Here is a 24,738-nt window from a genome sequence, read left to right as displayed (position 1 = left end):
GTTATTCTGTTGTATTGTCAGTTGATGGTTCCGCACCATTTTCAGCTGTATCTCCGTCGCCTGTATTTTCAGCTTCGGTATCAGAGCCTTCAGCATTTTCATCGCCTTCTTTTACTTCTTCGTCCTCGTCGTGCTCAATTTTGGCTACTGAAGCTATCTCATCGTTATTTTTAAGCGTTATCAACCTAACACCTTGTGTTGCACGGCCCATTACCCTCAATTCGCTTACAGCTATACGGATAATAATACCTGATTTGTTGATGATCATCAGGTCTTCCTTATCTGTAACACCTTTTATGGCAACAAGGTTTCCGGTTTTTTCAGTAATATTAAGTGTTTTTACTCCTTTACCGCCACGGTTGGTAACACGGTAGTCTTCAATATCGGTACGTTTACCATAGCCTTTTTCTGATACTACCAATACTGTTGTTTCCGCGTCGTCGATAGCTATCATGCCAACTACCTCATCGTTTTCGTCGTCAAGTGTAATACCACGAACACCGGTAGCTGTACGTCCCATTGGCCTTACGGTTGATTCGTTGAAACGGATAGCGCGACCTGATTTCAGTGCCATCACAATCTCGCTGCTTCCGCTTGTTAAGCTTGCTTCAAGCAACGAATCTCCTTCGTTGATGTTGATGGCGTTAATACCGTTTGAACGCGGGCGTGAATAAGCCTCAAGTGAAGTTTTCTTGATGGTACCTTTTTTGGTACACATGATAATGAAGTTGTTTTCAAGGTAATTTTGATCTTTAAGTGAGATCAGTTTGATGTAAGCCTTGATGTTCTCTTCTTTAGGAATATTAATGATATTCTGGATTGCACGGCCTTTTGATGTACGTGTGCCTTCCGGTATTTCAAATACCCTGAGCCAGAAACATTGTCCCGACTCGGTAAAGAACAACATGTAGTTGTGATTAGATGCGATAAGCAGGTGCTCAATGAAATCCTCATCACGACTGTTGCTGCCGATAGCGCCTTTTCCTCCCCTGCTTTGTCTGCGGTATTCTGTAAGCGGGGTACGTTTGATATAACCTTCACGTGAGATGGTGATTACTACGTCCTCGTCTTCAATGAAGTCTTCAGTTTGCATTTCGGCCGATGAATGAACCATTTCGGTACGGCGCTCATCGCCATATTTTTCTTTAACTTCAAGTAACTCGTCCTTAATGATCTGCATCCTTAAACCTTCGTCGCTCAGGATGTTTTTTAAATGTTCAATAAGTTTCATTAAAGCGGCGTATTCGTCTTTGATCTTATCACGTTCAAGTCCTGTTAACCTCCTTAAGGTCATATCAAGAATAGCACGTGCCTGGATATCAGTTAAACCAAAGCTGCTCATCAAGCCTTCCCTTGCTTCATCAGGTGTTTGAGAAGCACGGATCAGGCGGATAACCTCGTCAAGGTGATCTAACGCAATTAATAAACCCTCAAGGATATGCGCGCGTTTTTCGGCTTCGTTAAGCTCAAATTTGGTGCGGCGTACAACAACCTCATGGCGGTGCTCAACAAAATGATGGATCAGGTCCTTCAGGTTAAGCAGCATTGGCCGGCCATTAACCAGCGCGATGTTGTTTACACTGAATGAAGTTTGAAGTGCCGTATATTTAAACAGGTTGTTTAATACGATAGCTGCGTTGGCGTCACGTTTTATTTCGTAAACAACGCGGATACCTTCACGGCTTGATTCGTCACGAATAGCCGAGATACCCTCAAGTTTCTTTTCGTTAACCAATTCTGCAGTACGTTCAATCATTAAAGCTTTATTTACCTGATAAGGTATTTCGCTTACAATAATGCGTTCACGTTCGCCATTATAAGTTTCTATCTCGGCACGGGCACGGATAACTACGCGGCCACGACCGGTTTCCAGCGCTTCGCGCGGGCCATCGTAACCGTAAATAATACCGCCTGTAGGAAAATCCGGACCTTTTACATATTTCATTAACTCGCTAATCTCTATCTGACGGTTATCAATTAATGCCATAGTAGCATCAATAACTTCCGAAAGATTATGCGGAGCCATATTAGTAGCCATACCTACCGCGATACCCGAAGCTCCGTTAACCAAAAGGTTAGGGAATTTAGATGGCAACACAGTTGGTTCCTGCAGCGAGTCGTCAAAGTTTAACTGGAAATCAATGGTGTCTTTGTTGATATCAGCAAGCATTTCTTCAGCAAGCTTTTGTAAGCGTGCCTCTGTATAACGCATTGCCGCCGGTTCGTCACCATCAACGGAACCGTAGTTACCCTGGCCTTCTACCAATAGGTAGCGTAAGCTCCACTCCTGGGCCATACGTACCATGGTGTCATATACCGATTTATCACCGTGTGGGTGATACTTACCCATCACCTCACCCACGATACGGGCAGATTTTTTATAGGGCTTGTTATTGGTTAAACCCAGGTCAAGCATACCGTAAAGCACACGCCTGTGTACCGGTTTCAGTCCATCGCGGACATCGGGCAACGCCCTGGAAACAATCACCGACATTGAATAATCAATGTAGGCCGATCGCATTTCCTCATCAATATTTATCGAAATTATCCTGTCTTCTGCGTGTGAATTATCGTTTTCTGTTCCTTCAGCCATTTTTGATTATTTGTAGAACCTTCTCTTATAATTGCGTGTTAAAATTGATTTTTCAACGACCTGCGAAGTTAAAAAAATACTTGGGATTGCGCCAACTTAGTAGCAATAAACCATACTAATGTATGGTCGCAGATCAAACAATTTTGTTACCTTAATCTGGGTTTATTTAACTTTCACCCAGTAATCTTCAACCTTATTGCCATTGGGCAAAACCGATAACAGTTTAAGGGTGTCGTTACTGATTGTGTAGTTGTATTTTATGGTTTTGTTAAGCAGTTTTGACTCCTGCATGCAATAGGTTTGCGTTTCAAAGCAGGTATCTTCTTTGAGTTGGTAATCGCCTTTTTCATATACCACGGTCTCTTCGCCCTCTTCTATCACCTTAGCATTATAATGCTCATCGTCATAAATCCGTTGTAGTTTATAAGCTGTAGGTGCCGCGTCAAGCTTGCCGTTAATTTTTCCTCCCCTATACTCCCAGTTCCCTTTTAGCGGACTATCGGCCAAATTAAAAGAGCATAGTAGCAGCAATATACCTGCAGGTAAAAAAAGCTTTTTCATAGATGATGTTTGCACCAGGCTAAGCTGTAGCTACGCCCAGTTTATACCTTTTTTTAGTAAAGATAATGTTTTTTCTTCTTCGCTGCCACCAGTTGGATGGTAGTCATAAAGCCATTTAGCTGTAGGTGGCAAGCTCATCAATATCGATTCGATCCTGCCATTGGTTTCCAGGCCAAATTTGGTACCCGCATCATAAACCAGGTTGAACTCGGCATAACGGCTGCGGCGCTGATATTGAAACAGCTGCTGGTTTTCAGTAAATGATTTATCGCGATTACGGTTTACGAGCTCCGTATAAAGCGGCGCAAACGAGCGACCGACTGATTTAGAGAACTCAAAAATATCTTCCCAACTCAACTCATCATTGGCAGTGAGCCTGTCATAAAATATGCCGCCTATGCCCCGGGTTTCGTTACGGTGTTTGATGAAGAAGTAATCATCGGCCCATTTTTTAAAACGAGGGTAAAAATCTTCGTAGTACTTATCGCAAACTGTTTTTAAGCCGCTATGGAAAAACCGGGCATCATCTTCAAATACGTAATGCGGGGTTAAATCAATACCGCCACCAAACCAGCGAACGGGCTTTTGGGTATCGCCCATGGTAGATGGCATTTCGAAGTAACGAATGTTCATGTGAATGATTGGCACCAGCGGGTGATTAGGATGGATCACGATGGAAACACCGGTAGCAAAAAAATCATCCTGTTCAACCTGTAGCGCACGCTTCATGGTATCGGGTAAATGACCGTGAACCGCCGAAAAATTAACACCTCCTTTTTCCAGGATCTTACCATTCTGAATAACCCGGGTACGGCCTCCGCCTCCGCCCTCACGCTCCCAAATCTCCTCCTCAAATTTTGCAACGCCATCCAACTTTTCAAGCGCGGCGCAAATCTCGTCCTGTATTTGCTTATAATCTTCGGCTATTTGTTCTTTGCTGATCATAGGCTGTAAAAGTAATGAATTTTGGGAATTGCCGTGGATGGGCTTTTTTTAATGCAGGAATGTACACTTCTATATCCAACAGACGATAATAGCAAGTGTTCAACTTTTTTAGGTATGAACACCAGGAAAAAATAAACTATCTGATAATCAGTTTTTTATATGTTCATAGTTTTGTGATAAAAAATATAACTCACTGATAGTCAATGCTTGTGTTTTCGCTTTGTGATAAACGGAGCATTTTGGAACATGCGTTTTTTAAAAAGTTGAACACCCGGCTGGTTTAGCTTATCTCCACATAGTTCAAATCCTTGCCAAAAGTTTCTTTTAACTGGCTTAATGAAAACAGTGCGACTACCGTAAGTATGCCCATCATGATATACCCGGATTTAATATAGCCATATTTGGCATTAAACGCGTTGAATGCTAAGGTTATGGGGATTAATGATCCGCGTACGAAATTGGGTACCGTTGTCGTAACCGTCGATCTGATATTGGTGCCAAACTGTTCTGACGCGATAGTAACAAACGTTGCCCAGTAACCAACTGTACAGCCCATAAAGAAACTTAATACGGCAAAGCGTTCCGGAGTGATGCCTACGTCGCTTAGATAAAAATGCACACTTACTAATGAAAGTATTAGAAACACAGCCATGGTTAATTTTCGCGATTTGGTAACCTGGGCCAGCAAGCCTGCAACAATATCACCAATGGCAATACCTATATAACTGTAAAATATACCGTCACCTGGTTTGATAATAGTTTTAGCGCCTAACGCGACACCAAACTTATCTGAAAAACTGATCAGTACGCCCACTACATACCAAAGCGGCGCACCTATCAGGATACAATACAGGTATTTTTTTAACCGCTCCCAATTGGTAAATAGCATAAGCATATTGCCTTTGGATACGTCGCTGTTCTCGACATTTTTGAACATACCCGATTCAAAAGTACCAACACGGAGCAGCAACAATAATATTCCTAATCCGCCGCCTACAAAGTATGCATTGCGCCAGCCAAATTTGGCTACCGCATAAGCGGCAGTGGCTCCAAATAAACCGATAACAGCAACCATCATGGTTCCGTAGCCACGGTTTTCCTTACTCAATGTTTCACTAACTAAAGTAATACCGGCACCAAGCTCTCCTGCAAGCCCCAGGCCTGCAATAAACCTGACAATGGCGTAAGTATTTACATCGTGTACAAGCCCGTTGGCAAAATTGGCGATAGAATAAAGCAATATAGAGCCAAAAAGTACTTTAATACGTCCCAGCTTATCTCCCACAATACCCCATATGATGCCGCCGAGTAACAATCCAAACATTTGGATATTTATGATAAATTGCCCTTTATCGTTTACTTCCTTCGCATTTAAGCCTATATCTGTAAGACTGGGGATTCGTACTATTGAAAAAACCAAAAGATCGTATATATCAACAAAATAGCCAAGTGAAGCAACAAGTACTAAGAAAATAGCATTTCTTGTAGCTTTGGCGTTGGTAGCATCAGTCATAAAGTGTAAAAATTGGTTGGCTAATGTAGGAGATTTATATAAACAAAAGCAAAAAATCGGCACAAAAAAACCCCTGTGAGGTCAGGGGTTCTGAGAGTAAATGTTGTTCAATAACTTTATATATTTTATACCTTTTTAACGTTAACTGCTTGTAATCCTTTTCTGCCATCTTCAACATCGTATGTAACGCTGTCGTTATCTTTAATGGCATTTACGCCGCCCTGAACGTCTTTAAAGTGTACAAAAAGATCCTTACCTTCTTCGGTAATAATAAAGCCATAACCCTTCTGTGTGTTAAACCATTTTACTTTTCCAGTTTTCATAATTATAATAATCGTAATAAAAAATTCGTGTTAAGATCAACTAAAACCAAACTGAAAAATAAAATAGGTTTATATGTTCAGAAGGAATAGATATCCCGCTTCCCTCAAATATATAAAATTATTAAATAAACCAAATAAAATTATTTATTTGGTTGCGGTGTCAGGCGCAAATAAGGCTTAACCGCGGTAAAACCCTTTGGAAATTTGGCGGGAATGTCTTCCGTTTTAATTGCAGGTACTACAACGACGTCCTCTCCTTCTTTCCAGTCGGCCGGTGTAGCCACACTGTAATTAGCGGTTAACTGCAACGAATCTATCACCCTTAAAATTTCCTGGAAATTGCGGCCGGTTGATGCTGGGTAAGTAATGATCAGCTTAACTGCTTTATCCGGGCCAATGATAAATAACGAACGTACAGTTGCATTTACCGAAGCATTTGGGTGGATCATATCATAAGCTTCAGAAATTTTACGGTCCTCATCGGCAATGATCGGGAAGTTTACTTCAACGCCCTGCGTTTCATTGATATCGTTAATCCAGCCGTGGTGCGATTCAACTGAGTCAACACTTAGCGCGATAACTTTAACGTTACGTTTTTCAAATTCATTTTTTAAAGCGGCGGTTTTGCCAAGCTCCGTAGTACAAACAGGTGTATAGTCACCTGGATGCGAGAATAGTACGCCCCAGCTATCACCTAAATATTCGTAAAAATCAATTTCGCCTTCTGATGTTTTTGCTTTGAAATTTGGCGCTTTATCGCCCAGTCTTAAACTCATAATTGATAGAATTTTTGTTGTAGATTAATACTACTAAGTTACTATACATTACTAAACAAATGCAAACAAACTTGAAATAATCACATTATTTACGCCAACATTACAAAGGCTGTGTTGTTGAAGTTTGAAATAAATAACAGCTACATCCATGAGCAAACACACCTATGATACCGGCATAATTGGCAATTGCGCCTTTTTAGCCCATATTAATAAGAATACGAATGTTGATTGGCTTTGCTGGCCGCGTTTTGACAGTACTTTTATTTTCGGGGGACTGCTGGACAAGAAAAAAGGCGGCGAGTTTTCGATCCGCCCTGAAGGGGAATATACTACCGAACAGCATTATCTCGAAAATACAAATGTTTTAATCACCGAAATTAGTCCCGCAAGTGGAGGTAAATACCGCATAACCGATTTTGCTCCACGTTTTTATCAGCACCAGCGTTACTATAAACCTTTAATGCTGATCCGGAAAATTGAAGTTATTGAAGGTTCGCCAAGGATCATTGTAAAATGCGAGCCTGTATCTGAGTACGGCGCAGTTAAACTCAGTGTAAACCGTGGTAGCAATCATATTCAATACCAGGGTGGCGAGGAAAATATTCGTCTTACTACTAATATCCCGATAAGCTACATTTTTGATGAACAGGCCTTTGTGCTTAACGAAACCAAATATTTGGCCATGACCTACGGGGAGCCTCTCGAAGCCCCGCTCATCAGCACATCTGACCGTTTCTTAGCTGAAACAGTGCAATATTGGCGAACCTGGATCAAGCACTCATCAATAGCTACTTATTTTCAGCCCTTTGTTATTCGCTCGGCTTTGGCCCTTAAAATACACCAGTACGAAGATACCGGTGCTATCATTGCTGCAAGTACCACCAGCTTGCCCGAATCGCCTGGAAGCGGTCGTAACTGGGATTACCGTTATTGCTGGCTGCGCGACACCTTCTATGTGATCACCGCGTTAAACCACATCGGTCATTTTGAAGAGATGGAGAAGTATTTCAGCTATGTTACTGATATCACTTTTTCGGAAATGGAGCGTTACCAGCCGCTTTATGGCATAACCGGTAAGAAAGACCTTGTGGAGGTTATTTTAGATGAATTAGACGGGTATATGGGCAATCAGCCGGTGCGGGTTGGTAATCAGGCGTCAGAACACATTCAAAACGACATTTATGGTCAGGTACTTATCTCCCTGCTCCCTTTGTATACCGATCATCGCTTTGTTTTTTCAGAACGTAAGGATTCCGTGCACTGGATAGAGTTTTTGCTGAGCAAGATAGAGCATACTATCGACGAAAAAGATGCCGGCATCTGGGAGTTCAGGAACATGGCTAATATTCACTGCTACAGTAACCTGTTTCAATGGGCAGGCGCGTCTGCAGCAGAAAAGATGGCCCGTACCATCCAAAATCAGGAATTGATTGATAAGGCTATCTCCCTTAAGGAGCGTGCAGCCGCCCATATCGAAAGTTGTTACGATCCGGTACGTAAGGTTTATACAAACTCGGCCGGGAGCAGTAACCTTGATGCCAGTACATTACAGCTGATCATGATGAACTATCTTGACCCTGCTTCGCAGAAAGCAAAAGATCATTTAGCTGCATTAGAAAAAGAATTAAGGACGCCTAATGGTCTATTCTACAGGTATTTATATGCCGATGATTTTGGTAAGCCTAAAACTACCTTCCTGATCTGCGCTTTTTGGTATGTTGAAGCTTTAGCGACAGTTGGCCGGATAGATGACGCCCAGCGGGAATTTGGCAATTTGCTGCAATATTCCAATCATTTGCTATTGTTCAGTGAAGACGTTGATGAGGAAGATGGCAGTCAATGGGGCAATTTTCCGCAGGCCTACAGCCATGTAGGTTTGATGAATGCTGCCTACAGGATAGCGATGAAACTGGACAGACCGATCTTTTTATAAGTCGTTGTTTTGGGGGCTCATTGGGATCCTATATGAGAAAACCTGACAGAATATAAAAAACAAAACATGTCATTGCGAGCGCAGCGTGGCAATCTCGTAGCCAATACATGTCCGATTTGTATAGCTACGAGATTGCTTCGTCGTTCCTCCTCGCAATGACATGGCTTTTAAATTAAATCAATATTTTCAACTGATCTGCTTCTTCCGAACACTTCTGGTGATAACATCAACAACAGCGAGAACTTATCTGGTTACTAAATAAAGAAGCCCGACTGACGTGAACGGTCAATCGGGCTTCTTTTAAAAAGATAATGTTTTACACCTGTGTTCCTTCTTCCACCGGGGTATACTTTGCAAAGCTGGTAAGCAGTTTCCTTACCTCAGTTGGATTGCGCAGATAAAATTTTGCTGCCGATAAATTGCTTCCTACTTTAATGGTAATGGCACTTTCGGGCAGGGCTTTAAAGATATCTTCATCGGTATAATCATCGCCAAAAGCAATAACAAAATCGTAATCCTTACCTTCTGTAAGGGTTAAAGCTGCCTTGCCTTTATTGATATCCATATTCTTCACTTCCAGTACCTTATCCCCTGCTAAAAGCTGTAAACCTTTATCGGCTGCAAGATACTTTAAGTTGTTCATGAGCTCATTGGCCCTTAACTCTCCCAGGCCGGCCTGTGCCTTGCGATAATGCCAAACTAATGAATATGTTTTCTCTTCAATAAATGAGCCTGGTGTACGGTCGACATAGGTTTCCAGTATAGGATAAATATCATGCTTCCACTGGTCGCTAAGCCCTCCTATTTTATGCCAAGAAGTCCCCTGTTGTTTAAACCACGAACCATGTTCGGCAATGAGGTAGATGTCGTTATTTTTAAACCAATCGTCGAGGTTTTCGTGTTTGCGGCCACTAATCAAAACCAATTGGTTTGCTGGATCTTCGGAAAGTTTATTAATGATGTTATATAATTCCCTATCAGGACTGGCCTGGTCGATATTCGATTTGAAATTCACCAGTGTGCCATCATAATCTAAAAAGATGATCCTCTTTTTCGTTTTGATATAACGGTTGATAATGCTTTGTTCGGTAGTGTTGCTTACGTGCCTGGCCTGCATAGAACGCTGCATCAATTTTACCTCTCTTAGCTTGTCCATAAAAATTTTAACCCAGTGCGATGTGTTGAATTTAGCAACAAGCTGTCTCATGGGGATCATGCGGCGACGCTGCTCTTCAAGCGGCATATTGATGGCCTGTAAAATGGCACGGCAAACCTCGCCGGTATTATTGGGGTTAACAATTATTGCATCGATGAGCTCTTTAGATGATCCTGCCATTTCGCTCATAATCAATACACCATCGTTATTAATTCTGCTGGCAACATACTCCTTGCTCACCAGGTTCATACCATCGCGCATTGGGGTAACGAGGCAAACATCGGCCGAATAATACAGAGCCGACAGTGTTTCAATTGGAAACGAGCGATAATAATAATGGATCGGGCTCCAATCCATAGTACGGTATAACGCGTTAATCTTGCCTACTTTTTTATCGATCTCATCGCGGAGATGAGCGTATTGAGGCACAGTATCTCTTGATGGTACTACGATCATGTAAAGGGTGATGTGCTCAATGCATTCCGGACATTGCTCAAGCAATAGCTCAAACGCTTCAAGACGTTGTAAAATACCCTTGCTGTAGTCAAGCCTGTCGATAGAAAGGATCAGCTTTTTGTTCTGGAAGTTTTCTTTGATTAAATCGATTTGCTCCTTCACCTCGTCCTGTAAAGGCAACGATGAATATTTTTTTTCGTCGATGCCCATCGGGAATGATTCAACAACGATTGAACGCTCTCCATTGCTTATAATGTTAGAGTTAGATGACACCGGCAGCAAGCGTGTGGCTGCTCCCAAAAAGTGGCGAACATCATCAAAAGTGTGAAATCCGATCAAATCGGCTCCAAGCATACCTTCCAATAATTCAGAACGCCATGGGATTAACCGAAACATTTCGTTTGACGGGAAAGGAATGTGCAGGAAAAAACCGATAGATACATCGGGCATTTCCTGCCGTACAAGCTGTGGTAACAGCAATAACTGGTAATCATGAACCCAGATCACATCGCCGGGCTCGGCGATCTTGAGGATCGCATCTCTGAACTTTTTATTTACAGCCTGGTAATACTCCCAATTTGATTGTTTGTAAGCTGCATAAGTTGAAGCATAATAGTGAAAAACGGGCCATAAAACCTCGTTGCTAAAACCTTCATAGTATTGGTTAATCTCTTCCTGGTCTAAGAAAACCGGAATTAAGCTTAAATCTTTTAGTTCGTTTGTAACCTGATCTTTATCTTCCTGCTCGGCTATTTCTACGCCGGGCCAGCCAATCCACACATTATCGCCCTGTTTATATATTGAACCTAAACCGGTTGCTAAGCCTCCCTCGCTTGGTGATGAATGATAAGCACCATCAGTTTTGGAGATTTTAACAGGTAAGCGGTTTGATACAATTATTGTTTTCGACATACTAATAAATATTAATTAATATTTAAAAGGTAAAAACAGCGTTTTTGTTTTAAAAAATGGCGTTTTTGTATCTAAAAATGTGGTTTTTTGACATAAAAAAAGCCGTCCTGATATATAGGACGGCTTTCAATTGTTATAATTTTCGGAATTATTTCACTTGTTGGAAAAACTCGATGTTAGCTTGTTGAGTGATCCTTACCAAAACTTCGTGTTTGTCGTTTTTCAAGTCAACAAAGTATGAAGTTGGCTCGATAGCGTCGTTGATTGAAGTGTTAGCCTGGTAAACGATAACTTCACCTACTTCGTAACCTTTGTACTCGTTGCTGATTTGTTTAAGGGCTTTAGCTGGGATAGCTTTGTTGTCAACACGTTGAGTTGTACCTAAAAATTCACCTTGTAAGTTGTAGAAAGCAGTTTTTTGAACGCCATCAACAGTGAAAGTAGCTTTTTGTACGTTTTTAGTTACAGTCCAGTTAACGTTGGTAGCTTCAGCGAAATCAGCAGTAAAGCCGTGTAAAGCGATGTAAGAAACGTTTGTACCGCCGTCATATTTTTTGCCACCATCGGCGAAAGCATTAACGGTAAATAATGCTGCAGTTGCTATTGTTAAAAATATCTTTTTCATGTTCGTTTAAATTTTAAATCCTGCAACAAAAATACAGTAGACTTATCAATATTTAAAATTTTTAGAAACTTTTATGAATATTTAATAATTATAGCCTTTTATAGCCTCAAAATTTAAATTTTATCAATGACCTTAGTGTATATTTTACAATATCTAAAAGAAAAAACGCCAAATAATGGCGTTTTTAGTTTGCTAAACCGATTTATGTTGTCATTGAAATGTCATTTACCCATTATCAGCGAATCCCGGGTATAAAGTCATACCCCCATCCGCAAAAATTGTTACCCCCGTAATGTAATCCGACTCATCTGATGCCAGCCAAACTGCCAGTTTGCCAATATCATTGGGTTGCCCAATCCGGTTGTAAGGTATGAGCGTCAATAACTTATTCAGTGCTTCGGGGGTATCCCAGGCTTCCTTATTAATAGGTGTTTGAATAGCACCTGGTCCGATGCCGTTGACCCTGATCTTATGCGGGGCAAGTTCCTGGGCTATACTTTTCATAAACATCATGATGCCGCCTTTGCTGGCTGCATAGTTTACATGCCCTGCCCATGGGATAACTTCGTGAACGCTGCTCATACAAATGATCTTGCCAGCTGCTTTGCTTCTCCCTTCAACAATTCCCCTCTTGATAAACTCTTTAGCGGCTTCCCGGGCACATAGAAACTGACCGGTTAGGTTGATACTGATCACTTTATTCCAGTCATCAAGTGTCATGTCAACAAATTTGGAGTCTTTTTGCAAGCCGGCATTATTCACCAGGATATCGATGGTGCCATATTGTTTAAATATTTCGGCAAACATGGCCTTTACTTCATCTTCATGGCTCACATCGGCCTGAAATGCGAATGCTTCGCCGCCTAATGCTTTGATCTGACTGACTACATCATCAGCCGCGACCTTGTTATGCGCATAATTGATCAGCAATTTAGCGCCTGCTTCGGCCATGGCCAATGCAACGCCTTTTCCGATGCCACTATCGGCGCCGGTTATTAAAGCTGCTTGTCCTTTTAATAGTTGGGGGTTATTGCTCATAGATAAACGTTTTTGTGTTTAATATAAGCAATTGAATTGATGGGAAGATTGTTTTTGTCTGAACCGGGATTTATGTGATTAAAGGATTACATAATCAAATAACAATAGTCCTGTAATCCTAAAAAAATCGCCCAAATCCCGGTTCAGAGATTATAGCGCCTTTATATAATCATGAAACATGAACAAGGCTTTCTTTTTATCCTCGGTTAAATCGTAATCTATTTTAACCATCAGGTAATCAACCAGGTCAAAATCATCACGCATAGGTAGCTCCTTAAAAAGGTCTTCCCGGTGATCGAGTCCGTATTTAAGCGACGCGTTAAACTCGTCCATAAACTCCCGCGGGATAGGCTTGTTGGCAATCCATGCAGCAAATGTAAACGGCAAACCGGTTAATTTTTGCCATTCTTCGGCAAGGTCATATACGTATTTATATTGTTGCTTTTTGCCGAAGGTGCGGTCGCCAATTTGTACAAAGGCGGTAAGTTCCTCTGCCGATTGGGCATAGTCTGATGCATTTATAACCTGATCCGGATTTACCTGCCAATGGTTTTTCATAAGCACACGGGCCAGGTTGTTTGATGAGCGTGATTGCGGATCAAGCTGGATGGTTTTTACATCCTTAATATCGCAATTACTAAAAATAAAAACCGAGTTCACGGCACCTACCGCGCCAATACAGTAATCAGAAACAATTTCCCATTGTGGCAGGCTTAAGGCAGCCGCGACAGGGATAAGACCGATATCAACTACATCGTCGATAAGTTTTTGAGCACAATCTGAGGGGATATCAAGGCTCAGGTCGATTTTATTAATGATGTCGGTATGTTGAATGCCGTATAAAAAGGGTTTGGTGTTAGTGTAGCTTACTGCTGATATTCTGATCTTGTTCACAAATGCGCTATTTCTGTTCTTCGGAATTTTTTAGATGTTCGGCGTTATTGAAATCCGCGATCTCAAATTTTTCGCCATCATAGTTTACCTTATATAATACCAGGTTTTGATGTGGGAAGCTATCCATTTCGGATAAAGGCTTACCGGTGAGGATGCAAAGCAACAGGCGTAAAGCACGGCCATGCATACAAATCAGCACGTTTCTTTCTTCGGGATGGCTCATGATCACCTTTAGCGCTTCACGCTGACGAACCTCAACCTCCCGCGGACTTTCGCCTCCTTCAAACTTGCTGTCCAGCTTGCCATCCAGCCAATCCCGCATAATCTGCAGAAAAGCGGCTTTGTTATCAGTTGTAGGTGCTTGTCCTTCATGAACGCCCCAGGCCAGCTCATCCAAACCCGAAAGTTTTTCATAAGGGAGCCCGAGATCAATAAAAGGCTGGATACTTTGTTGTGTACGCTTTAATGCCGATATATAGATCTTATCAAACGGAACGTTTTTATAAGCTTCATAAAACTGGCAGGCCTGTTTGCGGCCTTCGTTATTTAAATCGGTATCAACTCCGCGGCCTTGAATAATGCCAAGTTTATTAAACTCAGTTTGGCCGTGGCGTACTATATATAAGGTTTTTTGTACCATTTTCTTGAGCCCAAAGGCTTAAAGCTTTTTTGCTTTATCTATGCTATATTTATTGTTTTGCTTTCAGCTTTAAGCCTTTGGCCTTCAGCTTTAATTAATAACCGGTAACTTGTAATACTGTGGCTTTGGTTCGCCGCCAAACACGAAGTCGGTATAGTCTGTTACGACGTTATATAATGTATCTCGCTCTATTGGCTGACGGCCTACGTGTTTAATTAACTCTACTACCTGTTTAGTACTCATGCCCGGGTGCTGTTCTTCGGCGCCTGCCATAGAATAGATTTTAGTGGTATCATCCAATGTACCATCAATATCATCAACACCAAAGTTAAGCGAAAGCTGCGCGGTTGTACGGCTGATCATCGCCCAGTAAGCTTTAATGTGATCGAAATTGTCAAGATAGATACGGGCTATAGCGTAGTTACGCAAATCCTCAATTACTGAAACCTCCGGTACATGCGACATTTGGTTGTCTTTATTCCTGAATTTAAGCGGAATAAATGTCTGGAAACCTCCTGTTTTATCCTGTAACTGGCGTAAGCGTTCCATATGGTCAACACGGTGCTTGTATTCCTCAATATGCCCGTAAAGCATGGTAGCGTTTGAACGACCGCCCAACTTATGCCATTCTTCATGAATAGCCAGCCACTGATCCGCAGTACATTTATCTTTCGAGATCTGGTCCCTGATTTCCGGGTCAAAGATCTCGGCGCCGCCGCCAGGGATAGAATCCAAGCCGGCTTCCTGCATCAGGCGCATGCCTGTAGCATAATCAATTTTGGCTTTCTTGAAAATGTAATGGTATTCAACCGGGGTAAGCGCTTTGATATGCAACTCCGGCCTATGGGCACGGATCCGGGCAAAAAGCTCCTGGTAAAAAGGCACATCATATTGCGGTAATACACCACCAACAATGTGAACCTCGGTAACCGGCTCGCCGTCGTACTTGGCAACCATATTGAACATTTCGTCCATGGTGTACTCCCAGCCTTCTGATTTTTGTTTCAGCAAGCGTGAGTATGAACAAAATTTGCAGTCATAAACGCAAAGATTGGTTGGCTCAATATGAAAGTTGCGATTGAAATAAGTTTTATCGCCGTGGCGCTCCTCGCGGATGTAATTGGCTAAAGTGCCAAGAAATCCAAGCTCGCCCTGCTCATAAAGCAAAACGCCTTCATCAAATGTGATGCGTTGTTTATTTAGTACCTTTTGGGCAATGTGCTTTAAGTCAGCAGATAAATTCGGATCCTGGAGCAATACCTGTAAATTATCTGAATTATGCATCATTATAAATTTGGCCAAATGTACAAAAAAGCACAAAAGTAATATGCGTTATGACACATATCGTCCAAATTTGATGGTAAATTACATTAAAGTTACAGAGCCTTGATCTCGCTTATAGAGATACCTATCGAACAATCATCCTGACAGCCATTAGGTACATAACTGGCGCCTGATATCATCCCGTTATTGTTGGTTTCAAAGTAAATGGTGTTCTTTTTCTTATCGGCGGCAAGCCATTCGGTTTTGGCTTTTTGATAAACCTGGTCGAGCGTAAGTAATGCAGCGCCTGAATTATGTTGCCCTAATGATGCCTTATCTTCCTGCCACTGTTCCCTTATTTTTTTAGTGGGAGCGCTATTGGGATTTTGCTCTAAAGTATATGATAGAAAATCTCTCCCTACCACCACGCCATTTTGCACAGTAATTTTTGTTTCGGATCCATAACCGAATACAGACCCGGCATTAACCGTATAGCTGTATGAGTTTTTGCTTTCAGTTTTAAAGTTTTGCCATACCTTATAACTTTTGTCGTAAGCTGTTTCGTTAGCATCTTTTTTGCAGGCTGTAAAGCCGGTTATTGCAAGCAGTATCAGGATAAAGGCTCTTTTCATGCGGATAGGTTTTATAATCTATTCGGCTAAAAATGAAAAAACGCTACAGCTAATAACAAATATTCTTTTTTACTTTGGGCGATATCATATTTCGAACCATGAAAACAGAGACTATAGCTATACACGCCGGTAACCATGTTGATGAAGCAACACGAGCAGTAATACAACCTATTATTATGTCAACCACGTTTGAGCGCGGCGAAGACGGTGGTTTCCCGGCAGGTTATATTTATAGTCGATCAGCCAATCCTAACAGGCATGCGCTTGAGCATTTACTGGCTAAACTGGAAGGCGGCGTTGAGGCTGCTTCGTTTTCATCAGGCAACGCGGCCGGGATGTCGGTGTTTCAATCGCTTGCGCCGGGCACACATATTGTTGCCCCTGATGATATGTATCATGGCTTGCGTAATCAGCTTAAAAACCTGTTTGCGGGAATATTAACGTTCGATTTTATCGATGTAAACGATACCGAAGTATTGCAGCAATATATTAAACTCGAAACAGGCTTAATATGGATTGAAACCCCATCAAACCCACTGCTTAAGATAACTGATATAAAAAAGGTAGTAGCAATAGCCAAAGCAAAAGGCATTAAAGTTTTGTGCGATAATACCTTTGCGACGCCAATTTGCCAACGACCACTTGATTTGGGCGTAGATATTGTAATGCACTCGGCCACCAAATATTTCGGCGGCCACAGCGATTTGATGGGCGGAGCCTTAATTACCGCCGAAAAAAGTGATTGGTGGACAAAGATCCGCCAGGTACAGGAAATGGGCGGCGCTATCCCCTCGCCTATGGATTGCTATTATCTGGTACGCAGTATTAAAACCTTGCCGTACCGCGTAAAAGGCCACGTACAAAACGCACAACTATTAGCTCAATATTTGGAACAACATCCCAATGTTGAACAGGTAATGTATCCAGGCTTATCATCGCATCCGCAACATGAGATTGCAAAAGATCAGATGCTGGCTTTTGGCGGCATGTTATCCTTTATCATTAAAGGTGATGAAAACGATACGCACAACATTATTAATAAGCTTAAACTATTTATCAAAGCTACCAGCCTTGGAGGCGTGGAGAGCCTGATAGAACACCGCGCTACCGTCGAAGGTCCGGATACCAAAACGCCTCGTAACCTGTTGCGGGTTTCGGTTGGACTGGAGCATATTGATGATTTAATCGCTGATATGGAACAGGCTTTATCGAGGTAAAAGGCGAAAGGTCAAAGGCAAAAGGTAGAAGCATGAATGCGGGTAAAAAATTCCCTGTTTCAAAATCCTTTAACCTTCGCCTTTGACCTTTAACCTCATTTCTAAAATAAAATTTGGCATATTACCAAATAACGTCTTATATTTGGAACATTATTTGGTAGCGATACCAACGTCGATCAATACTCCGCACATAGTTCGGGTTTTGATTTATAAAGAAGCGGCGAGAGATCAGGCTCAATGACCCGCTGGCAACCCTTCAATGTTGAAGAAGGTGCCAATTCCTGTCCCGGCAAATAACACCGGGGAATATAAATTTATAGCCATGAAAAGTTTAATTAAATTTACGCAACACAACACTTTTTACACCTTAAATGGTAACATACAAGATATTAGCTCTCCTATTAGCTGTATTTGTATGTGTTGCTGCTGTTGATGCTTAGCACGCCCCTGTTTTCATTTCTCTGAAAAGGCGCGTGTGATGTTAAACCGGTTATATCAAACCGGCTTTGCCAAAATCCATCTTAACAAAAAATCTAAATTAAACACATTAAAAATTACAACTATGTCTACCTTAAAATTCGAAACCTTACAATTACATGCCGGTCAGGAAGTTGATCCAACAACAGGTTCACGCGCAGTGCCAATTTACCAAACCACTTCATACGTATTTAACAGTGCCGAACATGGCGCCAATTTGTTTGCGCTAAAAGAGTTTGGCAATATATATACCCGTATCATGAACCCTACCACCGATGTGTTTGAAAAACGCATCGCGGCTTTAGAGGGTGGTGTAGCTGCATTGGCAACAGCATCTGGTCAGGCGGCACAATTTATAGCATTAAATAACATCCTGCAGGCCGGTGATAACTTTGTTACTTCTCCTTTCCTGTATGGCGGTACCTATAACCAGTTTAAAGTAGCATTTAAACGCCTGGGTATTGAGGTGCGTTTTGCCAAAGATGATACCGCGGCGAATATCGAAGCACTTATTGACGATAAAACCAAAGCTATCTTCCTGGAAACAATAGGTAATCCCGGCTTTACTATTGCTGATTTTGAAAAGGTTAGCGAAGTTGCCAAAAAACATGACCTCCCTTTAATTGTCGACAATACTTTTGGCGCGGGTGGTTACCTCTTCCGCCCTATTGAGCATGGCGCCAATGTTGTTGTTGAGTCAACTACTAAATGGATCGGTGGTCATGGTACCAGTATTGGTGGCGCTATTATTGATGCCGGTAATTACAACTGGGGTAATGGCAAATTTCCTCAGTTCACTGAACCGTCTGAAGGTTACCACGGATTGGTATTTAATGATGTTTTTGGCATCGGCGGTCCTTTTGGTAACATTCAGTTCATTATCCGTGCCCGTGTTGAGGGGTTAAGAGATTTTGGCCCGTCGCAATCGCCGTTTAACTCATGGTTGAATATCCTGGGACTGGAAACCTTGTCATTAAGGGTACAACGCCATGTAGATAATGCTTTGCAACTGGCCAAATGGTTGGAACAGCATCCGCAGGTAGCTACGGTAAATTACCCGGGATTGGAATCATCACCATACCATGATCTTGCAAAAAAATATTTAAAGAATGGTTTTGGCGGCGTATTGTCGTTCGAAATCAAAGGTGATAAAGCGCAGGCCAGCCAGTTAATCAATAACCTGAAACTGGTGAGTCATTTAGCTAACGTGGGCGACGCAAAAACATTGATCATACAGCCATCGGCAACAACGCATCAGCAATTATCTGATGAAGAGCAATTATCTGCCGGTGTTACGCCTACATCATTACGCGTTGCCGTTGGTATTGAGCATATAGATGATATTAAAGCTGATTTTGAGCAGGCTTTTGCAAAAATTAAGCAAAGTGAGGGTGAGTTAGTTTAACAATGTATAGTTTTTTTTAAGTGATATAGTAAACGTTACGTGTAGTTAAGTCTTAAGTTCTAAATCGAAGGTCTTAAGTCATAAGTTCTGAGTCGAAAGTCAAAGTTTCACTTCCGATTTAAAACATTCGACTTGAGACTTCAAACTAAAGACTTTCGACTTAACACAGCGTAACAAATAGAAGAATGAACGCAGAGATATTTAAATACACTGATACTTTTGAATTTGAATCCGGCCGCGCGATTGAAGGTTTAGAAATAGGCTTTCACACCTATGGCAGGTTAAATAAAGAAAAAAATAACGTTGTTTGGGTATGCCACGCGCTTACTGCCAACAGCGATGTATTTGACTGGTGGAAAGGCCTTATTGGTGAGGGTTATTTCTTTAATCCCGAAGAGCATTTTATAGTTTGTGCCAATATTTTGGGGTCGCCGTATGGCACTACAAGTCCGCTAAGTGTTAACCCGGTTACGGGGCAGCCATATTACCTATCCTATCCGCAGTTTACTACAAGGGATATGATAAAGGCGCACCAGCTGCTTGCCGATCATTTGCAGATCAATAATATCAGTGTATTGATAGGCGGTTCATTAGGTGGCCAACAGGCTATGGAATGGGCAATCATCGAGCCGGAACGCATCAAAAATCTTATTCTGATTGCTACCAATGCCAAGCACTCGCCATGGGGCATTGCCTTTAATGAGTCGCAGCGCTTAGCTATTACGGCCGACCGTACTTTTTACGGCAACACGCCGGAGGGCGGTCAAAAAGGCTTAAAAGCCGCCCGGAGCATCGCGCTTTTAAGCTATCGTACTTATAAAACCTATGGTATTACCCAGCAGGAAGAAAGCGATGATGTGAAAGATAATTTCCGCTCATCGTCATACCAAAACTACCAGGGCGAGAAACTGGTGAACCGCTATAATGCCTATAGTTATTGGTACCTGACAAAAGTAATGGATTCGCATAACGTAGGCCGGGGCCGTAACGGGGTTGACAAGGCATTGAGTCTGATCAAAGCTAAAACATTGGTTATCGGTATTTCATCAGATGTGTTATTCCCGATTGAGGAGCAGCAATACCTTTTCAGGCATATCCCGAAAGCTGCCTTTGCCGAACTGGATTCGTTTTATGGGCACGACGGATTTTTAATTGAAACAGAAGCATTAACAAACATATTTACATCGTTTTTTAAAACCGATGTAAAAGGAAAAATTATAGAACTGCAACGTACAGCGTAATGAGTAAAAAGTTAAATATCGGCCTCTTCGGATTTGGAGTTGTGGGCCAGGGTTTATATGATATCGTAAAAACAAAAAAGCTAAACATTGAGATAGTAAAATTTGCTATTAAAGATCCAACAAAAAAACGTTCTTTACCGGCTCATTTATTTACTACCGATAAAGAAGAACTGCTTAATAACCCCGAGATCAACACGATAGTTGAGTTGATCAATGATACCGAAGCTGCTTTTGAAATTGTTTCAAGGGCCCTGAAATCTGGCAAGAACGTAGTATCGGCCAGTAAAAAAATGATTGCCCTGCATTTAGATGAGCTGATCGAGATCCAGCATCAATACGGTACATCATTGTTATATGAAGGCGCGGTCTGCGGTAGTATCCCAATCATCCGTAACCTTGAGGAATATTATGACAACGAATTATTGCACTCGATAAGCGGCATTTTCAACGGTTCTTCAAATTATATCCTTTCAAAAGGATTTATTGAAGGTTTGGATTATGACAGCGCATTAAAACAAGCGCAGGACCTTGGTTTTGCCGAAACTGATCCAACCAGTGATGTTGGCGGTTTTGATGCCAAATATAAACTGGTTATCGCGGCTGCCCATGCTTATGGTGTAGTGGTACAGCCCGATGAGGTGTTTAACCTGGGCATCCAAAATCTTGCCGCTACAGATTTGCAGTATGCCCGCGAAAAGAACCTGAAAATTAAATTAGTGCCTGTAGCTAAGGAACTTGACGACCGCAACGTTGCCCTGTTCGTGTTGCCAAAATTTGTAAACGATAAAGAGTTTTTATACAACGTTGAATACGAATACAACGGCGTAACGGTACAGGCAGCTTTTGCCGATCAGCAATTCTTTTTCGGAAAAGGCGCTGGTGGCCACCCTACCGGCTCTGCTGTACTGTCGGATATAGCGGCTTTACGCTATAATTACCAGTACGAGTACAAAAAGGCAAAAGAAAAAACAGATCTTAATTTTACCAATAACATTGAATTAACGGTTTATCTGCGTTATGATGATGAAGAACTGGTTGAGGCGCTGAACTTCGAGCACATTAATGAGCGCTACTACTCAGGTAATTATAAATTTGTTATAGGAAAAATCAATTTAAAAAATCTGATCGCCAACCAACAACGTATATCTGACAGCAAGGCTTTCGTAGCCTTTGCCGATCAGCTTACGGGGGTCAGCTTAGCATCGGCAGCTAAACAAACAGCTGAAGTTTTTTAGTAGATTCCTTCGGTTGTTTTAATATAAAAAGGCTTCTCCAATTCGGGAAGCCTTTTTAATTGAAAGTAGTTTATCTGATTATTCCAGATAATAATGCCTGATCCTGTTTAAACCTTCATCAAGCTCATAAACCAAAGGTACGGCGGTTGGGATTTCCAGAGAAGTTACTTCCTCATCGTTTAAATTATCAATATATTTTATCAGCGACCGTAGGCTGTTGCCATGTGCGGCAATTATAACTTTTTGATTGCGCCGCATCGCCCTTACTATTCTCTCATTCCAAAAGGGCAATACCCTATCCATGGTTTCGCTTAGGTTTTCGGTTAGCGGAAGCTCGCGTTCGGTTAAATCCTTGTATCTAAGGTCATGACCCGGATACCGGGGATCTTCTTTCGTTATAGCCGGCGGATGTTCATTAGGGTCGCGGCGCCATTTTAATACCTGCTCTTCACCGTATTGGGCAATAGTTTCGTCTTTATTTAGCCCCTGTAAGGCTCCGTAAAAACGTTCGTTCAAGCGCCATGATTTTTCAACCGGGATCCAAAGATGATCGAGCTCCTCAAGCATGTAATGCAAGGTCTTGATCGACCGCTTCAGGTACGATGTAAAGCCGATATCAAAGTTATAGCCATTTTTATTCAGGATTTTTCCGGCGTTATGGGCTTGCTCGTACCCTTTGTCCGATAGGTCTACATCTTCCCAGCCTGTAAAACGGTTTTGCTGATTGAAAACACTCTCGCCGTGGCGTATTAATACTAATTTTTGCATAGGTATTTAGTTAACGCAAAAGTAAGTTAAGGGTTGTGAAAAACTTGCTTAATATTTATAAATCAGTTAGCTTGCGGTACAAACCAAATAAACTAAAACCTATTATGATCCCTACTACACCAGTACCGGTGAAGGATGGCATTGCCAATCCGGCGCCGCTTGGCCTGTGCGCTTTCGGTATGACAACCGTTTTATTAAACATTCACAATGCCGGCTTTTTTGAAATGAATACCATGATCCTGGCCATGGGTATATTTTATGGTGGCTTGGCACAGGTAATTGCCGGTGTTATCGAAGCAAAAAAGAATAATACTTTCGGGCTTACAGCATTTACCTCGTATGGCTTTTTCTGGCTTTCATTAGTTGGCTTACTGGTGATGCCTAAGCTTGGCTGGGGCACTGCGCCATCTGAAGGAGCCATGATTGCTTACCTAAGCATCTGGGGGGTATTTACCTTCCTGTTGTTTTTTGGTACGCTAAAGCTCAACCGTGCATTACAGTTTGTTTTTGCTTCGTTAACCGTGTTGTTTTTCCTGCTGGTAGCAGGCGATGCTACCGGTAATGCAAATATCAAGCACCTGGCTGGATATGAAGGTATCATTTGCGGTGCTTCGGCTATTTATACCGGTATTGCCAATGTACTGAATGAAGTTTACGGAAAAACTGTTTTACCTATTGGCCCGGTGAAGGTTTAAATTTTTTCAGCTAAATTGCGTGGGTGAAAGATTATAAAAAATATTACAGCATACCGGCCACTCCCGAAGAGATTTATATGGCCATCACCAATTCGATTACCATCGAACTTTGGACTGGCGAAGTAGCGGAAATGTCTACCGAACCCGACACCGAATTTTCTATGTGGGATGGTAGCATTGTAGGTAAAAACCTCGAGTTTGAGCCCAATAAAAAGGTTGTTCAGCAATGGTATTTTGAGGGACAGAGCGATAACTCTATCGTGACCATCAAACTGCATGCTGATAAAAATGGCACATCTGCAGAGCTAAGGCATACCAACATCCCCGACGATGATTATAACGACATTGTTGAAGGCTGGAATGATAGTTACTTTGGTGGCCTGATAGACTTTTTTGAGGGCGCTTAACACATCTAAAAACAAAATACTTTATACCCATGAAACAAGGCCTTTTGATTGATATGGATGGGGTGATTTACAGCGGTGAAGAATTGATATTCGGCGCTGATAAATTCATCAAACATCTTATTGATAATGATATCCCGTTTACTTTTATGACCAACAACAGTCAGCGCACCAGCCTGGAGGTTGTACGCAAGCTTAAAAGGCTGGGAATAACCGTTGAAACTAAACATGTTTATACCAGTGCAATGGCTACCGGTAAATTCCTGGGCGATCAAAGCCCAAATGGTACGGCGTTTGTATTGGGCGAAGGTGGCTTGTTGACCAGTCTTCATGAAAACGGTATCACATTGGTTGATTCCGATCCGGAATTTGTTGTTTTAGGCGAAGGCAGAAACTTTACCCTGGAGATGGTGCAGCGCGCGGTTGACATGATTTTGGCGGGCGCTAAATTTATAACAACCAACCGGGACCCTTCTCCTAAAAAACCGGGATGGAATAACCTGGGCATTGCAGCAACAACCGCCATGATTGAGGAGGCTACCGGTCGTAAAGCATTTGTAACAGGTAAACCAAGTCCGGTAATGATGCGTTCGGCGAGGAAATTCCTGGGTCTTGAAACAGCCGAAACAACTGTAATTGGAGATACTATGGAAACCGATATTCAGGGCGGCGTGCAAATGGGATATAAAACTATTTTGGTTTTATCCGGCATATCCAGCAAAGATCAGTTGAGTCACTATGCGTTTAAGCCTGACATGGTAGCCAGCTCGGTTGATAAAATAGTTTTCCCGCTTAAGTGGTGGCAATAAGATAATCTTCTTTTTTATGATAAAGCGGACGGTCAAAAAAGATCGTCCGCTTTTTGTTTATAGCAATATCCTATGGTTAAAACCTGGAAGAATGTTTAACTGAAACCTAATATCATTAAGCTTTTTTTAAGTATTTTTTAATAGTGCCGGGCTTTATTTGCTCCCAACCAATTAAACCAACGCCTGCCCTATAAGGCTGCGGTTAACCAATTAAACCAATATTGCTA

The 24,738-nt window shown here is 41.9% G+C and carries 22 protein-coding genes and 1 riboswitch; of the genes, 8 read left to right on the top strand and 14 right to left on the bottom strand.

The annotated features are described in order from the left end of the window. Position 1: 1 nt before the first annotated feature. The 6 genes from gyrA to DUL71_RS09440 all read right to left on the bottom strand — a co-directional run bounded on the left by gyrA (position 2) and on the right by DUL71_RS09440 (position 6,711). Positions 2-2,593 (bottom strand): DNA gyrase subunit A, encoded by a 2,592-nt coding sequence (gene gyrA / locus DUL71_RS09465; protein ID WP_112575521.1) that lies wholly within the window; start codon positions 2,591-2,593, stop codon positions 2-4. A 162-nt stretch (positions 2,594-2,755) separates the two neighbouring features. Then, a complete protein-coding gene (locus tag DUL71_RS09460) occupies positions 2,756-3,154 on the bottom strand; it encodes a hypothetical protein (protein ID WP_114937869.1) in 399 nt (132 codons plus the stop codon). 30 nt (positions 3,155-3,184) lie between these two features. Then, on the bottom strand, positions 3,185-4,099 hold the full coding sequence (gene hemF, locus DUL71_RS09455; protein ID WP_114937868.1) for an oxygen-dependent coproporphyrinogen oxidase: 915 nt from the start codon (positions 4,097-4,099) through the stop codon (positions 3,185-3,187). 280 nt (positions 4,100-4,379) lie between these two features. Then, complete coding sequence (locus tag DUL71_RS09450) at positions 4,380-5,612, bottom strand: MFS transporter (protein WP_114937867.1); 1,233 nt, start codon at positions 5,610-5,612, stop codon at positions 4,380-4,382. A gap of 125 nt (positions 5,613-5,737) precedes the next feature. Continuing rightward, the gene (locus DUL71_RS09445) at positions 5,738-5,935 is read right to left on the bottom strand and encodes a cold-shock protein (protein ID WP_114937866.1); all 198 of its coding nucleotides are present in this window, start codon (positions 5,933-5,935) and stop codon (positions 5,738-5,740) included. 140 nt (positions 5,936-6,075) lie between these two features. Continuing rightward, complete coding sequence (locus DUL71_RS09440) at positions 6,076-6,711, bottom strand: peroxiredoxin (RefSeq protein ID WP_114937865.1); 636 nt, start codon at positions 6,709-6,711, stop codon at positions 6,076-6,078. Positions 6,712-6,859: 148 nt separating this feature from the next. Between DUL71_RS09440 and DUL71_RS09435 the strand changes: the two genes are divergently transcribed. Further along, positions 6,860-8,644, top strand: coding sequence for a glycoside hydrolase family 15 protein (locus DUL71_RS09435; RefSeq protein ID WP_114937864.1), 1,785 nt, complete (start codon positions 6,860-6,862; stop codon positions 8,642-8,644). 316 nt (positions 8,645-8,960) lie between these two features. Here DUL71_RS09435 and DUL71_RS09430 read toward each other — a convergent pair whose 3' ends face one another. The 7 genes from DUL71_RS09430 to DUL71_RS09400 all read right to left on the bottom strand — a co-directional run bounded on the left by DUL71_RS09430 (position 8,961) and on the right by DUL71_RS09400 (position 16,260). Beyond that, a complete protein-coding gene (locus DUL71_RS09430) occupies positions 8,961-11,168 on the bottom strand; it encodes a bifunctional alpha,alpha-trehalose-phosphate synthase (UDP-forming)/trehalose-phosphatase (RefSeq protein WP_114937863.1) in 2,208 nt (735 codons plus the stop codon). 148 nt (positions 11,169-11,316) lie between these two features. Continuing rightward, positions 11,317-11,793, bottom strand: coding sequence for a hypothetical protein (locus tag DUL71_RS09425; RefSeq protein WP_114937862.1), 477 nt, complete (start codon positions 11,791-11,793; stop codon positions 11,317-11,319). A gap of 225 nt (positions 11,794-12,018) precedes the next feature. Then, positions 12,019-12,831 carry an SDR family oxidoreductase gene (locus DUL71_RS09420; RefSeq protein WP_114937861.1) on the bottom strand — a complete coding sequence of 271 codons (813 nt, stop codon included), beginning with the start codon at positions 12,829-12,831 and terminating at the stop codon, positions 12,019-12,021. Between the two features lie 150 nt (positions 12,832-12,981). Continuing rightward, positions 12,982-13,725 carry a menaquinone biosynthetic enzyme MqnA/MqnD family protein gene (locus tag DUL71_RS09415; RefSeq protein ID WP_114937860.1) on the bottom strand — a complete coding sequence of 248 codons (744 nt, stop codon included), beginning with the start codon at positions 13,723-13,725 and terminating at the stop codon, positions 12,982-12,984. A gap of 7 nt (positions 13,726-13,732) precedes the next feature. After that, on the bottom strand, positions 13,733-14,365 hold the full coding sequence (locus DUL71_RS09410) for a histidine phosphatase family protein (RefSeq protein ID WP_114937859.1): 633 nt from the start codon (positions 14,363-14,365) through the stop codon (positions 13,733-13,735). Between the two features lie 90 nt (positions 14,366-14,455). Next, entirely contained in the window at positions 14,456-15,649 is a 1,194-nt protein-coding gene (gene mqnE, locus DUL71_RS09405; protein ID WP_114938515.1) for an aminofutalosine synthase MqnE, read from the bottom strand. A gap of 92 nt (positions 15,650-15,741) precedes the next feature. After that, a complete protein-coding gene (locus DUL71_RS09400) occupies positions 15,742-16,260 on the bottom strand; it encodes a hypothetical protein (RefSeq protein WP_114937858.1) in 519 nt (172 codons plus the stop codon). Positions 16,261-16,358: 98 nt separating this feature from the next. Between DUL71_RS09400 and DUL71_RS09395 the strand changes: the two genes are divergently transcribed. The 4 genes from DUL71_RS09395 (at position 16,359) to DUL71_RS09380 (ending at position 21,835) form a co-directional block, all read left to right on the top strand. Further along, a complete protein-coding gene (locus DUL71_RS09395) occupies positions 16,359-17,477 on the top strand; it encodes a trans-sulfuration enzyme family protein (protein WP_114937857.1) in 1,119 nt (372 codons plus the stop codon). A gap of 204 nt (positions 17,478-17,681) precedes the next feature. Continuing rightward, positions 17,682-17,792: riboswitch (SAM riboswitch) on the top strand. A 247-nt stretch (positions 17,793-18,039) separates the two neighbouring features. Then, positions 18,040-19,359, top strand: a complete 1,320-nt coding sequence (locus tag DUL71_RS09390; RefSeq protein WP_114938514.1) for an O-acetylhomoserine aminocarboxypropyltransferase/cysteine synthase family protein — start codon at positions 18,040-18,042, stop codon at positions 19,357-19,359. 185 nt (positions 19,360-19,544) lie between these two features. Further along, complete coding sequence (locus DUL71_RS09385; RefSeq protein ID WP_114937856.1) at positions 19,545-20,600, top strand: homoserine O-acetyltransferase family protein; 1,056 nt, start codon at positions 19,545-19,547, stop codon at positions 20,598-20,600. Beyond that, positions 20,600-21,835: a homoserine dehydrogenase gene (locus DUL71_RS09380; protein WP_114937855.1), complete on the top strand. Its 1,236-nt coding sequence runs from the start codon at positions 20,600-20,602 to the stop codon at positions 21,833-21,835. The genes DUL71_RS09385 and DUL71_RS09380 overlap by 1 nt, the downstream gene beginning before the upstream one ends. Before the next feature lie 78 nt (positions 21,836-21,913). On the opposite strand, the gene gpmA is transcribed toward DUL71_RS09380, so the two are convergent. Next, complete coding sequence (gene gpmA / locus DUL71_RS09375; protein ID WP_114937854.1) at positions 21,914-22,603, bottom strand: 2,3-diphosphoglycerate-dependent phosphoglycerate mutase; 690 nt, start codon at positions 22,601-22,603, stop codon at positions 21,914-21,916. Positions 22,604-22,707: 104 nt separating this feature from the next. Between gpmA and DUL71_RS09370 the strand changes: the two genes are divergently transcribed. From DUL71_RS09370 to DUL71_RS09360, 3 genes are read left to right on the top strand one after another with little or no spacing between them, the layout of a single operon-like run. Further along, complete coding sequence (locus tag DUL71_RS09370; protein WP_114938513.1) at positions 22,708-23,298, top strand: acetate uptake transporter; 591 nt, start codon at positions 22,708-22,710, stop codon at positions 23,296-23,298. Between the two features lie 23 nt (positions 23,299-23,321). Beyond that, positions 23,322-23,705 (top strand): SRPBCC domain-containing protein, encoded by a 384-nt coding sequence (locus tag DUL71_RS09365; protein ID WP_114937853.1) that lies wholly within the window; start codon positions 23,322-23,324, stop codon positions 23,703-23,705. A 29-nt stretch (positions 23,706-23,734) separates the two neighbouring features. Then, entirely contained in the window at positions 23,735-24,511 is a 777-nt protein-coding gene (locus DUL71_RS09360) for an HAD-IIA family hydrolase (protein WP_112575540.1), read from the top strand. The last annotated feature ends 227 nt before the right edge of the window (positions 24,512-24,738 follow it).

This window comes from Mucilaginibacter endophyticus, from assembly GCF_003351025.1.
Taxonomy (GTDB): Bacteria; Bacteroidota; Bacteroidia; order Sphingobacteriales; family Sphingobacteriaceae; genus Mucilaginibacter; species Mucilaginibacter endophyticus.
The sequence above is the reverse complement of the archived record's forward strand: the minus strand, read 5'-3'. Positions and strand labels throughout refer to the sequence as shown.